This is a genomic window from Peptoniphilus sp. KCTC 25270 (assembly GCF_021012875.1).
Lineage (GTDB): Bacteria > Bacillota > Clostridia > Tissierellales > Peptoniphilaceae > JAJMZJ01.
In genome coordinates, this window is sequence record NZ_JAJMZJ010000001.1 from 579,736 (window position 1) to 593,955 (window position 14,220).

The window sequence follows — 14,220 nt, forward strand, 5'->3', positions numbered from 1 at the left end:
TTATTCAATAAACATCGCATCTCCAAAACTGAAGAAACGGTATCTCTCTTTTATCGCATGCTCGTAAGCTTTTAGGATGAATTCACGATTGGCAAAAGCACTAATTAACATAAGTAAGGTAGATTCAGGCAAATGGAAGTTTGTTACCATAGCATCTACCATCTCAAAATCATATCCTGGATAAATAAAAATATCTGTCCAACCTTTTCCTGGCTTTAATAATCCCTTTTCATCGGTCTGTGATTCCAAAGTTCTTACGGAAGTAGTTCCTACGGCAATGATTCTTTTCCCTGCTTTTTTCCCCTCATTAATTTCTTTTGCAACTTCTTCTGATATCTCAAAATATTCACTATGCATAACATGATCCAAAATATCATCTTCCTTCACAGGACGGAATGTTCCCAAACCCACATGGAGAGTGATTGGTAATATTTTTACTCCTTTTTCTCTTAATTGAGATAGGATTTCCTCAGTGAAATGCAATCCTGATGTAGGTGCAGCTGCTGAACCTCTATGTTTTGCATAAATGGTTTGGTACCGATCTTTATCCTCTAATTTTTCGTGAATATAAGGTGGCAAGGGCATCTCGCCCAATTCATCTAAAATTTCTTCAAAAATTCCATCGTAGTGAAATGCAATAATTCGAGAACCTTCTTCTGTAATATCTACAACGGTCGCACTTAGACGAGGAGAAAAAATAATTTTTGTGCCTATTTTCATTTTGCGACCGGGTTTTACTAAACATTCCCACTGTTTTTGTCCTGTCTCTTTTAATAGCAAAACTTCAATTTTTTCTTCTTTATTTTCTCGACTTCCAAATAAACGAGCTGGTATTACTTTTGTATTGTTTACTACCAAAACATCTCCTGGGTGGAAAAATTTTACAATATCATAAAAATGACAATCTTCAAAAGTCTCATTTTCTCGATTCAAATGCAGTAATTTTGATTCAGACCGTTTTTCCATAGGATGTTGAGCAATCAACTCCTCTGGCAAATCATAATAAAAATCTTCTTTTTTCAATCTTTCCCTCTTATCTAATTTCTGTGCCTGGATAATAGAAACCTAAAATATAGCGATAATCTTTTCCATCATTTCCCATATTTATGGCACCATATTGGCTCATCCCAACTCCATGTCCATATCCACGGCCTTGTAAATAAAATTCTTCTCCCTGTATTTCTTCTGCCTTAGCCATTTGTATCTTTCGTTGCCCATTGGCTGTAAGAATTGTTTGTGAACTTCTTTCTGTAATTCCTGTTGCAGAAATGATTCTTTCCAGTCCATTAAATGTTTTTCTTCCTGTACTGGTTATTACTTGTTCTGATAAAGTAGAGCCTTGTCCGTTTACAGTAAAATCCGTACTTTTTATTTTTACTGCTCCTAAATCCAAACGAAATTGATTCCCTGAAATTTTATAGGATCCATTGGTTCCAGTAATTTCAATCCAACGAATGCGGTTGCTGCTTGTTCGTTCCAATATCTTAAACCCTGTTACCTCGCCTACTTTTCCACTATATTTATTGTTCAATTCCGATTTGCTTATTGTTGCTTCCCATGTACTATTTCTCGTATTTACAGAATAAGGATCCTCTTGAACCTTCAAATAAGGGATAGAATTCCCGCCCCAAACATCTTCTATGGCCTCTGTTTTTCCGCCAGATGTAGCATGGAAAATGGTATTGGCAATGGAGTCACCATAATACAAAACTTGGCCTCTTGTTGCTTCTACCGCTTGATTGGTTGCTTCACTTTCTACATCCATTCCGCCATATACTTGGGAAGATGTTGTATCATCCAAATTATAACCGTTTTTCAAAAATTTATTGTAGTTAGCGTACGCAAAAGATCTAGACACTACAGACTGTGCCTTTAGAGCCTCTCTATTGGTAGATGTACCAATCTCTTTTGGCAGTACTCCCTTTAGATACTCTTCTACAGGCAACTGATTTACAACAGAAAGAAGATTTCCACTGTTAATAAAGTAAAAACTTCCTCTATATCTTTTTCCATCTACGCTTGCATTGTTATTTTGCGGTTGAATTCGATCTACATTCTCTTCTATCTTATATTCCCCTTGGGCCGATTTTACCTGAATTTGGTCTTGCCCATAGGGAGAGAGTTGTAATGTTGCTGTAGATATACGTATTTTTTTTCCGTTGGATTGAATCAATTCAAATCCATTTGTACTTTCTAAACGAACAGAGCTTCTTGTTGCCCCAATTTTAACAGAAATATCTGCAGGTTGACTGGCATATATAGGAGTGGATAATCCTAAGATAAAAATTCCAACCAATAATAAAGCTAACTTTTTCATTTTACACCTCTTCCTTTGTAAAAGGTATCCCTAAATGTTCATAGGCTTTTCTTGTAGGTATTCTTCCTCTTGGTGTTCGCTGAATATAGTTATTTTGTAACAAAAAGGGTTCGTACACATCTTCAATGGTAATTCTTTCTTCTCCTAAGGAGGCTGCTATCGTTTCAATTCCCACAGGGCGCCCTCCATAATTGATTACCATCGTCCGAAGAATGGTTCGGTCTAGTTCATCCAATCCATCCATATCTATTTCTAGCATTTTCAATCCATCTTTTGCCACTTTTTCTGTAATAATCCCATCACAGACTACTTCCGCATAGTCGCGAATTCGTTTTAATAAGCGGTTGGCTATACGAGGTGTGCCTCTAGAACGAGAAGCGATTTCATAAGCTCCTTGATCTTCAATGGGAATTTGCAAAATAGAAGCAGAACGCAAGATAATGTCTTTTAAGCTTTCATTATCGTACAATTCCAAATTTAGCAATACGCCAAATCGATCTCGAAATGGGGAAGCCAATTGCCCTGATCGAGTCGTCGCTCCAATCAAAGTAAAGTGATTTAAGTCCAAACGAACAGAGCGAGCAGAAGGACCTTTCCCAATGATTAAATCCAAAGCAAAGTCTTCCATTGCTGGATATAAAATCTCTTCTACAGAACGAGATATTCTATGAATTTCATCAATAAACAAGACATCATTGTCTTCCAAATTGGTTAGAATACTAGCTAAATCACCAGGACGCTCAATGGCAGGTCCTGATGTAATCTTCACATTTACACCCATTTCATTGGCAATAACACCTGCCAATGTAGTTTTACCGAGGCCTGGTGGACCATTTAATAGACAGTGGTCTAACGCCTCTCCCCGATTCTTCGCTGCTTCAATAAAAATACGCAATTTATCTTTCGCTTTTCCTTGTCCAATATATTCTTCCAAATATTTTGGACGCAAGGAAATTTCTATTTTTTCTTCATCCGGCAACTGGGCCTTTGAAACAATACGATTGGTTTCCAAATTATCCCTCTACCTTTCTTACTGATTCTTTGCCAATTGTTTTAACGCATCCTTTAACATCGACTCTAAAGGCTGATTTACATCTATGCGACGCAAAGCATCGTTTATTTCTATTTCCCTATATCCTAATAAAATCAGAGCCTCTTTTACTTCCTGTACTTCATTCCCGCCTTGAATCTCTGTATCCAGCGGCCCCATTTCCTCATCAAAAGCCAAATCCAAAGCGCCTATTTTGTCCTTCAATTCTAAAATGACTCTCTCTGCTGTCTTTTTTCCTACACCAGGAGTTTTTTGAATGGTTTTAGCATCTTCCAAGGCAATGGCTTTTGCAATGGCTCCAATGCTAAATTGGCTTAACATAGAAAGAGCTACTTTGGGCCCAATTCCTGAGACCGAAGTTAAAAGCTCAAAAACTTTTCTTTCCTCTAATGTATAAAACCCAAACAAAAGAATCTCTGTTTCTTTTACTTGCATATGTATATACAAACGAGTTTCTTTCAAATGCATAATCTCGCGTCTTGTAAAATCGCTAATGGAAATAGAATATCCAACTCCATTTACCAATAAAACGCACCGTTGTAAATCAATATCTTCTATATTTCCTTGAATAAAATCAAACATTCCATCACCTACTTTACTCGAAACATTTCTTTGTGCTTTCTTGAATGGGCATGTGTTATAGCAATCGCCAAACCATCTGCTGCATCGTCCGGTTTCGGAATGGACTTCAAGTTCAAAAGCATCTTCACCATTTCTTGTATCTGTTTTTTTTCTGCTCGACCATATCCAACAACCGCCTGTTTTATTTGCAAAGGAGTGTATTCATAGACCTCTAACCCTCTATTCATACAGGCCAAAAGCTCTACTCCCCTTGCTTGGGCCACTTGGATCGCTGTCTTTATATTTTTATTAAAAAACAACTCCTCTATGGCGGCCTCCTGAGGATTGTATCGATCTATCAATATATTCATGGAATCGTATATGCTTTTTAAGCGTTCCAGCTCATCCATAGTAGAAGGCGTTTCAATAATTCCATAATCTACCACAGAAAATCCATTTCCAACTATATCTATAATACCATATCCAACAATCGCAATTCCTGGATCTATTCCAATTATTCTCATATTTCTCCTTAAAAAAGAGCTCTACAACTAGAGCTCTTGATTTTATGAATGGTACCGACGTAAAACCAAGTCATTTAACCCATTCCAATATGCAGTTTCATAAATACGAATTCCATCTTTGTACATAAATCGAAGAAGTTTCTTATTTAGCCCTAGCAATTCACGATAAGACAATACATTATCTATTACTTGTATTTCTTGTTCACCGTTTCGAATATCAAAATACAATTGCCTGTCTACGTGATCATTTAACTTAAATATTTTCTTCTTTAAGACTTTTGCGTTATACCAATATAGCTGTTCCATAATCTGCCCCACCAATCCCTTTGAATGGTGAAGTTCACGCATAATTTCTTCTCGAAATAATTGTACATCTTGGTTTTCATTTTCATAATGATATAACAAATTTCTGGAATAAAGCGTTTCAAAAGTAATATCTCGTAAAGTAATCACTTCTAAGTCATTGGCATGATCATAAGCACGAAAACCTCTTTTGTACCCATTCAAGTACACGATTAGCTCAAAACGGTTGATATCATCATGTATCAATTCTGTTAAATTGGAAGCGATTAATTCTTTTCCCTCCTTGTTTCTAAGGAACTGAAGAATATCTTTTCTTAAAGACTTTACCGAAATATAATTGGGAAAAACATTATCGATTTGTTCTTCTAGTTTGTATATATTTAACAAAATTTGCATCGATTCACTATCTGCACTATAAAGGAAATTGCGCAGTAAAGCTTTTTTTATTTCTGAAAAACTTGGCTCTTTTTGAAGCTTTTTTAATGTCCGCATAATTCCCTCCATTTATCTGTAGTGACTCATAGAAATATTATACTATATCTTTCAAAATAATTCGACGCATTCCAAAAAGTTTATAAAATATTCAATCCCTTAAGTTTTGCTTCTAGCAAAAAGTCTTCTGGCCAAACCGATGCTTGTACTTCTCCAAGGCTCTTCTTTTCCAAGAAGAACATACAAATTCTAGACTGCCCAATTCCACCACCTACGGTAAATGGCAATTCCCCATTTACTAAAGATTTATGGTAGTCTAATTCCATTCGATCTTTTTCATCTGCAATCTCCAATTGACGCACTAAACTTTCTTCATCTACGCGAATACCCATACTAGATAATTCAATAGCGGAATCATTTACTGGGTTATAGAATAAAATATCTCCGTTCAAATCCCAATCATCATAGTCTGGGCTTCTGTCATCATGTGGATGTCCACTATTCAAAGCGCTCCCTATCCCCATAATAAATACTGCTTTCTTTTCGCGACAAATAGAATTTTCTCTTTCCTTTGGCGAAAGGTTAGGATACATATCTTCTAACTCTTGAGAAGTTATAAAGAAGATTTGCTCTGGTAATTTTTTTGAAAGAGCAAAGGGATATACGCTATTAATATAAGATTCTGTCCGCTTAAAAACAGAAAAGATTTCCGAAACAATAAACTTTAAGTAATCAATTGTACGATCTTCACGACGAATAATCTTTTCCCAATCCCATTGATCCACGTAAATAGAATGAATGTCATCAATTTCTTCATCTGGACGAATGGCATTCATATCTGTATATAACCCTTCGTAATAATCAAACCCATAAGTTTTCAACGCATATCTTTTCCATTTCGCTAAGGATTGCACAATTTCTACCTCGATTCCATATTTCCGTAAAGAAAAAGAAACCGCCTTTTCTGTTCCGCTTAGATTATCATTCAAACCTGTTTCTGGTCTTACAAATAATGGGGCTGAAACACGAGTTAAATTTAACGTATTTGCCAAATCTCTCTCAAAAAAATCTTTTAAGCTCTTAATCGCAATTTGTGTTTCCTTAATGTCTAATTTCGTTGCTTGTGAATTGTTTCTCATAATATACTCCTTCAAAAAAAAAAACGAAATTTCATCAAAGGACGAAATCTCGCTGTGCCACCTCTTCAAGTACAATATACTCTATTACATTATAACGGGTAAATCCGTCTACCTCTACTAATTAAAACGTTCGAAGTAGAACCTCACGGGCGTTTATCCATAAACGGAACTCAGTGGCTTTCACCATCCCACATTCGCTTTAGAGCCAATATTTACTTCACTCCCGATCAAAGGCTAAATCATTTGTAGTTGTGTATCTTTTTCCAACGCATAAACGGCTTCAAAAATTAGGTCTACTATAAATAAATTTAAGTTGACGGCATAATTTATATCCGTTTCTACGGTAATTGGCAATGCCATATATTCTTCCACAACATTGTGGATTTTATCCATAATATAGTTTCTTAAATCGATCCAATCTCCTTCAAAAGCAGAAAAGTCCCAATTTTGCTTGATGCTAAAATCAACGGAATGATTTTTAATGGATTCATTTAATTTCGCCTCATAGGCAAAATGGTCCTTTAACCCTTTCCTTGTTGTACAAGTAATTCTTCTTGCATGGGGATGAGTGGTATAGTCCGTTAAATAATGACTGATTACTCCTATGCGCTTGCTTAGTTTCGCCATTTTTATTGGATTTGCTATTCCTTCTTCATCCAACAAAGATAATGTTAGTATTACTTTTGTAATTTGACTGGCTACATAAAGAATGCTTTCGCTTTTGTAGTGTCGAATCAATTTATATTTTGGCATAATATCAGGAGCAATAGAGCCCCATAATAATTTATTTTTATCCAATTGCAAAGAATATTCTTCTTCAAAATGCTTATATATTTCTTTCGCAATCCATTTGTGGGATTCAGGTACCATATCTTCTCCTTAATCTACGTCTAAATTGCTCACTCCTAAATCATACTAAAGAAGGAGTGTTTCTGTCAAGAAGAAGCATCACTTAAACATAAAATTGTAATGAGATAATTCATTTTGAATCATTGGCCAGATATCATTGGTTTCAAATCCATAGCGCCAAGAAGAAACTCCTGCCAAATTGTATTTTCTAACAAGGCTGGTTTTCCACTGTAAACTTTGGGCATCTTCAATCCAAATTTTCTCTACCTTTCCATCTTTTTCCATTTCTATATAATACTGCTTTGCATTGTCATCCCATGTTGATTGCATACCGTGACTTTGAATGTATTGGCGGGTCGTTTCCATGCCGACTGGCGTAGATTCTACATTGTTACTTCCCTCTTTCCAAAGGCGTGTATAGAATGGAATACTCAAAATAAATTTTTCTTGTGGTATATCTTTTAATAATATGTTTACGTTGCTTTCTACCCATTTGTATTCTGCCACAGATCCTGCTGTATCAGAGCTACCCCAATGTTGATCATAGGCCATAAGGATTACATAATCCGCCACCTTGGCTAAGGCTGCACGATTGTAAGGCTCATCTTCTACATTGGAGGAAATTTGCGGCGTAACACATACACTTAAAATCAAATTATTTTCTTTACAAGCAAGGGACAATTCTTCTACAAATACCGTGAAAGGATCCCTTTCTTCAATATTCATATTTTCAAAATCAACATTGATTCCCTTCATGCCATATTTTTTCGCTGCTGCCACTAAATTTTTAATCGCATTGGCACGGCCAGTTTCATTGGATAAAAATTCTTTCGACAAGTCTTTATCAAATTTATTATCCACATATCCCCATAAATCAATTCCCTGAGCGGCATAGGCTTTAGCATATCTCGCATCTCCTCGATCAATTAAATCTCCGTCGGCATTGTCTATAGAGAACCAAGTAGGAATCATAGCATCCAATCCTGGAATCGGTTTAATGGCAGAAATTACAGAGTCTTTAACTTTTCCATAGGTGTAATCCCATGTAATGTTAATCGGTTTTCCAATGGCTGATTTTCTTGGAGATTCTTTTTCCTTAGAAATTTGTCCATCAATTTCTGATATTTCTAAGTTGTCTCCACGTACCCAACCGCCGAACCCTTCGTGGTTTCGTACATTGTACCATCCATTTTCTTCCCGGTATACGGTCAAAACATCTTCTGAATTTAGTGTTTTTACAATTGGTTTATCCAACGCCCCCTCTAGACGCATATTAACGCCGTCCCCTTTGGGTTTTGCCGTTGCATATTCCTTTGTCTTGTTTTCTAATACAAGAATATTATGGTCCATATTAAAGCTAGCCCAGTATGGATAATCATACAAAAATGCTTCAATTGGAATGAATAGTTTGCCTTCTTTTTCAAACAAAGGGTCTCGCAATCCTATGGTTTGGTCATTTAATAGTGCTTTCTTTTCTCCCACAACCATAGATTTCTTCCCTGCTTCGTTATTGAATTGAACCGTTTTGCTTGATTCGTCGTAAGAAACATTTGGATCAATGTATTCTTTAATAAAATCTAGAGTGAAATAATATTGTCCCTCTACACGGTCATAATAAGATTTATCGATGGCCTCTCCGTCCATTACGACTTGAAATGAGTTGTAAATGTCTGTAAATGTATTGGATCCACTCGTTCGAAACAAGAATAAAAAGGCTGCAATTCCCAAGGATAATAATATAAATATTAATAAAATAAGTTTTTTCATAGTTCCTTCCTTTACGTAATATCGAATTATGTATATGTCAAATAAAGTATATCTATTTGCACCCCATTTACTTAGTATACTTCATCCATAATTATTTCGTAAAGAGCAATAATCAAAAAGACATTGTTTTGCAACAATGTCCTTCTGTCTTAATTAATAGCTTTTTTTCTCTTTAATCTTAGCGGCTTTACCTTGACGGTCACGTAAGTAATAAAGTTTTGCTCTGCGTACTTTACCACGACGTACCACTTTCATAGATTCAATACGTGGAGAGTGTAATAAGAAAGTTCTTTCTACGCCTACACCATATGAAATTCTACGTACAGTAAATGTTTCGTTTGCTCCGCCACCTTGTTTTTTAATTACAGCGCCTTCAAACATTTGAACTCTTTCACGAGATCCTTCTACGATTCTATAGTTAACTTGAACTGTATCACCTACGCGGAATGCAGGTAAATCAGATCTTAATTGTGCTTGTTCTATGGATTTAATAATGTCCATTCTAATCCTCCTTCAAATTCTCTTTTAATCTATTTAGATATTCCAAATCGGCCTTTGATAACTCTGCCTTTTCCAACAAATCAGGCCGTCTTCTATAAGTAACCTCTAGAGATTTTTCTCTACGATATTTCTCTATTTTTTCATGATTACCACTGATCAGTACCTCTGGTACCAAATGGCCTTCAAAATCAAAAGGTCGAGTGTAATGAGGGTATTCAAGTAAACCACTTGAATGAGATTCCTCTTGTATGCTTTCTGCGTTGGACAAAACACCTTGTAATAATCGAGAAATTCCATCAATTAATACCAAGGAGGCAATTTCTCCCCCAGATAAAATATAATCCCCAATGGAAATTTCTTCGTCCACATAATTTTCAATGACTCTTTCATCAATCCCTTCATAATGACCATTTAATAAAATCAAATGTTCTTCTTTTGAAAGGTCCATTAGCTTTTCCTGGGTTAGTACTTTCCCCCGAGGCGATAAATATATCACTTTGCTAGACGGCGCCTTTACCGATTGAATCGCATCTACTATTGGCTGGGCTTTCATAACCATTCCTGGTCCGCCTCCATAGCTGTAGTCATCTACTTTTTTGTGTTTATTGGTACTGAACTCTCGAATATCAATCGTTTCATAGGTGAAAGAAGAATTTTCTACACCCTTTCCAATTACAGAGTAAGTTTCCAAAAATTGAAACACTTCTGGAAATAATGTTAAAATTGAATATTTCATTCAATCAATCCTTCAATTACATGAATAAATATTTTTTCTTCTTCTAAATCAATCTCTTCTATAAAAGCTTTGACAAAAGGAACCAAAAACGTTCCAGAAGAAGATGCAATTTCTAAAACATCATTTGCACTTTGTTCCATCACATTTTTTACTACGCCTAGAGTCTCTTTGGTTTCAAAATGAATGACCTCTAATCCAATCAAATCTTCTATAAAAAATTGTCCTTCGTCCAATTCTTTTCGATCCTCTTCTAGAATAAACAATTGTACTTTTTTCAATTTTTCCGCTTCGTTTCGATTGGTTATGCCTTCAATTTCTAATAAAACCAAATTTTTTTGTACTCCAACACGTTTCACTTTTACCCTATCTTCAGATTCGCCCAAAAAAACGGATTTTATCTCCTTGAATCGATCCAAATCGTCGGTAAAAGGGAAAACTCGAACATGGCCTTTAATTCCATGAGCACTGGTGACTTCGCCTACTAATACTTTCTTCATGCTTTTTCTTCAATATCTAAAATGATATTTTTTCCTTCTTTTAAGGCAACGGCTTTCAAAATGGCGCGAATTGATTTTGCAATTCGTCCTTGTCTACCTATCACTCTTCCCATATCTTCTTTCTTTAATAAAAGCTTTATTTGAATTCCATCCTCACTATTTTGTGCAATTACTTCTACTTCTTCTGGATTTGAAACCAATTCTTGGGCGATATATTTGACAAGTTTTTCCACTTAAAACCCTCCTAGACTTACGCCTCTTCTTCTGTTTGTTCTTCTTCTTTTTCTTCTGCTTCCACTTCTTTTTCTTCTACTTTTTCAGAAGTGTTGTATACGTCGTTTTCACGGAACAAACGATCTACAGTATCTGTAGGTTTCGCGCCTTTTTTAACCCAATCTTGAACCTTTTCAGCATCTACTTTTACTGTCTTTGGTTCTGTTAATGGATTGTAATATCCTAATTCTTCAATGAATCGACCGTCACGAGGAGCTCTAGAATCTGCTACTACAATTCTGTAAAATGGACTTTTCTTTGCTCCCATTCTTTTTAATCTAATCTTTACTGCCATAAAAAAACCTCCTAAATTATATACTAGAAAGGAAAAGGCATACGCATTTTTCGTTTTCCTTTACCCTTACCTACACCACTAAATTGCTTCATGATTTTTCTTAAGTCCTTAAACTGTTTCAATAAAGCATTTACATCCTTTACATCCGTCCCACTACCAGCTGCAATTCTACGTTTTCGAGAACTATCGATAATTTCCGGGTTGGATCGTTCTTTCTTTGTCATTGATTTGATAATTGCTTCAACTTTTGCAAAATCCTTCTCATTTACATTGATATTTTTTAGCATTTTATTGTTTACGCCAGGAAGCATTCCCAATAAATCTTCAATTGGCCCCAAATTTTTCATTTGCTCCAACTGATCCAAAAAATCATCAAAGGTAAATGTTTGTGAACGAATTTTTTCTTCTAAAGCTTTTGCAGAATTTTCATCTACCATATTTTGAGCTTTTTCAATTAAACTCAAAACATCTCCCATTCCTAATATACGATTGGCCATTCGATCTGGATGGAATACTTCCAATTGATCCAACTTTTCTCCCATGGCTACGTACTTAATGGGAACATTTGTAACGGCGCGAATGGAAAGAGCAGCCCCGCCTCTCGCGTCACCATCAAGCTTAGTTAAAATAACACCTGTAATCTCTAAGGCTTCATCAAAGGCACTTGCTACATTTACAGCGTCTTGCCCTGTCATAGAGTCCAATACCAATAAAATTTCAGAGGGATTTAAGGCAGATTTTATTCCTTTAATCTCATCCATCAAATCTTCATCAATATGTAGACGCCCTGCCGTATCCACAATCACTACATCATTCCCATTTCGTTTTGCGTATTCCAAACCCGCTTTTGAAATGTCAATTGGATTTACATCTGTGCCCATTGTAAAAACAGGAACTTCTACTTGTTCACCCACAACTTGTAGCTGTTTTATGGCTGCCGGTCTATATACATCACAAGCTACCAATAAAGGACGTTTGTTTTGCTTCTTAAAAATTCGCGCAAGTTTTGCTGTTGTTGTCGTTTTACCTGCACCTTGTAAACCGGTCATTAAAATAACGGTTGGATTGCTAGAAAAATCAATTTTGACTTCCTGTGTTCCCATTAGGTTGCATAATTCTTCATTTACAACTTTAATGACCTGTTGACCGGGAGTCAAACTTTCTAAAACGTCGCTACCTAAAGATCTCTCTTTTACTTTTTTAATAAAGTTTTTTACTACTTTGAAGTTTACATCGGCCTCCAATAGAGCCAACTTAACTTCTCGCATAGCAGCATCGACATCTTTTTCGGTAACTTTACCTTTGCCTCTTAATTTACCAAGTGTATCTTGAAGCTTATCTGAAAGGGATTCAAATATCATCTCTACCCTCCTTTAAGCTTAAAATGGACTCCAATTCTTCTAAAGTTTCTGTAAATTTTGGTTCTTGAGAATAAGAATATAGACTCTGAATCAAATGAGAAACTTCTTTCAAATTTTCATCCTCCTTACTTTGCAACTCACTTAACTTTAATTTTTGTTCAAACTCTTCTAAATTGGATTCCGCTCTTTTTAAGTTATCGTGTACCGCTTGTTTACTAATAGATAATATTTCAGCAATTTCATTCAAAGAATAATCTTCCTTATAATATAAATCCATAACATCTGCTTGTTTTCCACTTAATAAAGCTTCATAAAAATCCAATAATTGGTTGATACGAAATGTTTTTTTCATTACAACTCCTATTAGAATAAGGTCAAGGGATTTCCTTGACCTTATTCAGTGTATCACTTTATGAAGTTGCTGTCAACATATTTCTTCGGTTTCTTCCACCAAATCTACCACTTTTGTCACTTTTCCATTTTCAATATAAACTCGAGGGAATCTCTTGTTAAAATGTGTAACGAAAGAAGTTGGAATTTCTCCTGCTTTTTCTGCAATTTCCTCAATTGTGATTTCTTCATCCCCTTGTTTCCCGATGATAACCACTTCGTCTCCAACTTTTGCATCAACGCCTGTAATATCTACCATACATTGATCCATGCAAATTCTACCAATTTGTTTGCATCGTTGTCCATTTACTAATACATCAATTTTATTAGACAATAGTCTTGGAATTCCATCTGCATATCCTAAAGGCAAAGTAGCAATGGTCGTTTCCTTATCTGTTACATAAGTTAAACCATAACTAACTCCTTCTCCAGCTGGGACGGTCTTAATGTGTCCAATTTGTGCTTTAATGCTTCCAACAAATTTTACATCAAAATCTTTTCCATATGGATCGCCTTCTACACTACCATATTGGATTACTCCTGGACGAACGAAATCCAAATCGAATTCTCTATATCTCATAATCGCGTGAGAGTTAGAAACGTGTAGTAAAGGTGTAATTCCGTTTTCTTTTAAGCCTTTTACCATAAATTGGTAATTGTCAAATTGTTTTCTTGTATAGGCATCGTCTTCATCTGCTACAGCAAAATGAGTAAACATACCAACGATTTCAACATTTTCCAATTGATTCAACTCAACAATATCAGCAATGCTTTGTTCCGTTGGCTTAAATCCAATACGATTCATACCAGAATCGATTACAATGTGAACTCTACCTTTTTTTCCGCATTTTTTTGCGTGTTCATTGATAATTTTGGCCATTTCTAAAGAAGATACACCCATTTGAATTTTATTTTCAATCATTTTTTCCATTAAATGTTCTGGCGTATATCCTAAAATCAAAATTTCTATATCATCAAATTCTTTTCTTAATCCTATGGCTTCGTTTGGAGTTGCAACAGCAAAATTCTTCACATCGATAGAACGCAACGTTCTTGTAATTTCATTGGCACCAAATTCGTAACCATCCGCTTTTACAATGGATATGATTTTTGTATGATCCGCTACTTCTCTGCGAATTACTTCAACATTATGCTTAATGTTATCTAAGTTAACTTCTAGCCAAGCAGGTCTTGAGTATTTCATAATTTCCCTCCAAAATAAAA

General features: G+C 35.5%; 17 protein-coding genes. All 17 read right to left on the reverse strand.

Annotation, left to right across the window (positions count from 1 at the left end; genetic code table 11):
* The 17 genes from queA to alr all read right to left on the reverse strand — a co-directional run bounded on the left by queA (position 1) and on the right by alr (position 14,200).
* On the reverse strand, positions 1-1,023 hold the full coding sequence (gene queA, locus LQU94_RS02800; protein WP_255702372.1) for a tRNA preQ1(34) S-adenosylmethionine ribosyltransferase-isomerase QueA: 1,023 nt from the start codon (positions 1,021-1,023) through the stop codon (positions 1-3).
* Positions 1,024-1,033: 10 nt separating this feature from the next.
* Positions 1,034-2,317, reverse strand: a complete 1,284-nt coding sequence (locus LQU94_RS02805; protein ID WP_230635055.1) for a SpoIID/LytB domain-containing protein — start codon at positions 2,315-2,317, stop codon at positions 1,034-1,036.
* A gap of 1 nt (position 2,318) precedes the next feature.
* On the reverse strand, positions 2,319-3,329 hold the full coding sequence (ruvB, locus tag LQU94_RS02810) for a Holliday junction branch migration DNA helicase RuvB (RefSeq protein ID WP_230635057.1): 1,011 nt from the start codon (positions 3,327-3,329) through the stop codon (positions 2,319-2,321).
* 18 nt (positions 3,330-3,347) lie between these two features.
* On the reverse strand, positions 3,348-3,950 hold the full coding sequence (gene ruvA, locus LQU94_RS02815) for a Holliday junction branch migration protein RuvA (RefSeq protein WP_230635059.1): 603 nt from the start codon (positions 3,948-3,950) through the stop codon (positions 3,348-3,350).
* Between the two features lie 8 nt (positions 3,951-3,958).
* A complete protein-coding gene (gene ruvC, locus LQU94_RS02820; protein WP_230635061.1) occupies positions 3,959-4,453 on the reverse strand; it encodes a crossover junction endodeoxyribonuclease RuvC in 495 nt (164 codons plus the stop codon).
* A 42-nt stretch (positions 4,454-4,495) separates the two neighbouring features.
* Positions 4,496-5,248, reverse strand: coding sequence for a hypothetical protein (locus tag LQU94_RS02825; protein WP_230635063.1), 753 nt, complete (start codon positions 5,246-5,248; stop codon positions 4,496-4,498).
* Positions 5,249-5,328: 80 nt separating this feature from the next.
* Positions 5,329-6,327 carry an aspartate--ammonia ligase gene (gene asnA / locus LQU94_RS02830; RefSeq protein ID WP_230635065.1) on the reverse strand — a complete coding sequence of 333 codons (999 nt, stop codon included), beginning with the start codon at positions 6,325-6,327 and terminating at the stop codon, positions 5,329-5,331.
* A gap of 234 nt (positions 6,328-6,561) precedes the next feature.
* Positions 6,562-7,197: a zinc dependent phospholipase C family protein gene (locus LQU94_RS02835; RefSeq protein WP_230635067.1), complete on the reverse strand. Its 636-nt coding sequence runs from the start codon at positions 7,195-7,197 to the stop codon at positions 6,562-6,564.
* A gap of 78 nt (positions 7,198-7,275) precedes the next feature.
* A complete protein-coding gene (locus LQU94_RS02840) occupies positions 7,276-8,943 on the reverse strand; it encodes a glycosyl hydrolase family 18 protein (RefSeq protein WP_230635069.1) in 1,668 nt (555 codons plus the stop codon).
* A gap of 153 nt (positions 8,944-9,096) precedes the next feature.
* On the reverse strand, positions 9,097-9,444 hold the full coding sequence (gene rplS, locus LQU94_RS02845) for a 50S ribosomal protein L19 (protein WP_230635071.1): 348 nt from the start codon (positions 9,442-9,444) through the stop codon (positions 9,097-9,099).
* A 1-nt stretch (position 9,445) separates the two neighbouring features.
* Positions 9,446-10,180 carry a tRNA (guanosine(37)-N1)-methyltransferase TrmD gene (trmD, locus tag LQU94_RS02850; protein ID WP_230635073.1) on the reverse strand — a complete coding sequence of 245 codons (735 nt, stop codon included), beginning with the start codon at positions 10,178-10,180 and terminating at the stop codon, positions 9,446-9,448.
* Complete coding sequence (rimM, locus tag LQU94_RS02855; RefSeq protein WP_230635075.1) at positions 10,177-10,677, reverse strand: ribosome maturation factor RimM; 501 nt, start codon at positions 10,675-10,677, stop codon at positions 10,177-10,179. Before rimM ends, trmD begins: the two co-directional genes overlap by 4 nt.
* Positions 10,674-10,910, reverse strand: coding sequence for a KH domain-containing protein (locus LQU94_RS02860; RefSeq protein WP_230635077.1), 237 nt, complete (start codon positions 10,908-10,910; stop codon positions 10,674-10,676). Before LQU94_RS02860 ends, rimM begins: the two co-directional genes overlap by 4 nt.
* Before the next feature lie 17 nt (positions 10,911-10,927).
* On the reverse strand, positions 10,928-11,245 hold the full coding sequence (gene rpsP, locus LQU94_RS02865; RefSeq protein ID WP_230635079.1) for a 30S ribosomal protein S16: 318 nt from the start codon (positions 11,243-11,245) through the stop codon (positions 10,928-10,930).
* 23 nt (positions 11,246-11,268) lie between these two features.
* A complete protein-coding gene (gene ffh, locus LQU94_RS02870; RefSeq protein WP_230635081.1) occupies positions 11,269-12,606 on the reverse strand; it encodes a signal recognition particle protein in 1,338 nt (445 codons plus the stop codon).
* Positions 12,596-12,958, reverse strand: a complete 363-nt coding sequence (ylxM, locus tag LQU94_RS02875; protein ID WP_230635083.1) for a YlxM family DNA-binding protein — start codon at positions 12,956-12,958, stop codon at positions 12,596-12,598. The genes ffh and ylxM overlap by 11 nt, the downstream gene beginning before the upstream one ends.
* Before the next feature lie 72 nt (positions 12,959-13,030).
* The gene (gene alr / locus LQU94_RS02880) at positions 13,031-14,200 is read right to left on the reverse strand and encodes an alanine racemase (protein WP_230635085.1); all 1,170 of its coding nucleotides are present in this window, start codon (positions 14,198-14,200) and stop codon (positions 13,031-13,033) included.
* Positions 14,201-14,220 lie beyond the last annotated feature (20 nt).

Bases quoted from the DNA above. Each gene is read 5' to 3' on its own strand.
- LQU94_RS02805 (WP_230635055.1), bottom strand. From the start codon at position 2,317: ATGAAAAAGTTAGCTTTATTATTGGTTGGAATTTTTATCTTAGGATTA.
- ruvA (WP_230635059.1), bottom strand. From the start codon at position 3,950: ATGTTTGATTTTATTCAAGGAAATATAGAAGATATTGATTTACAACGG.
- ruvC (WP_230635061.1), bottom strand. From the start codon at position 4,453: ATGAGAATAATTGGAATAGATCCAGGAATTGCGATTGTTGGATATGGT.
- LQU94_RS02825 (WP_230635063.1), bottom strand. From the start codon at position 5,248: ATGCGGACATTAAAAAAGCTTCAAAAAGAGCCAAGTTTTTCAGAAATA.
- asnA (WP_230635065.1), bottom strand. From the start codon at position 6,327: ATGAGAAACAATTCACAAGCAACGAAATTAGACATTAAGGAAACACAA.
- LQU94_RS02835 (WP_230635067.1), bottom strand. From the start codon at position 7,197: ATGGTACCTGAATCCCACAAATGGATTGCGAAAGAAATATATAAGCAT.
- LQU94_RS02840 (WP_230635069.1), bottom strand. From the start codon at position 8,943: ATGAAAAAACTTATTTTATTAATATTTATATTATTATCCTTGGGAATT.
- rplS (WP_230635071.1), bottom strand. From the start codon at position 9,444: ATGGACATTATTAAATCCATAGAACAAGCACAATTAAGATCTGATTTA.
- trmD (WP_230635073.1), bottom strand. From the start codon at position 10,180: ATGAAATATTCAATTTTAACATTATTTCCAGAAGTGTTTCAATTTTTG.
- rimM (WP_230635075.1), bottom strand. From the start codon at position 10,677: ATGAAGAAAGTATTAGTAGGCGAAGTCACCAGTGCTCATGGAATTAAA.
- rpsP (WP_230635079.1), bottom strand. From the start codon at position 11,245: ATGGCAGTAAAGATTAGATTAAAAAGAATGGGAGCAAAGAAAAGTCCA.
- ffh (WP_230635081.1), bottom strand. From the start codon at position 12,606: ATGATATTTGAATCCCTTTCAGATAAGCTTCAAGATACACTTGGTAAA.
- ylxM (WP_230635083.1), bottom strand. From the start codon at position 12,958: ATGAAAAAAACATTTCGTATCAACCAATTATTGGATTTTTATGAAGCT.
- alr (WP_230635085.1), bottom strand. From the start codon at position 14,200: ATGAAATACTCAAGACCTGCTTGGCTAGAAGTTAACTTAGATAACATT.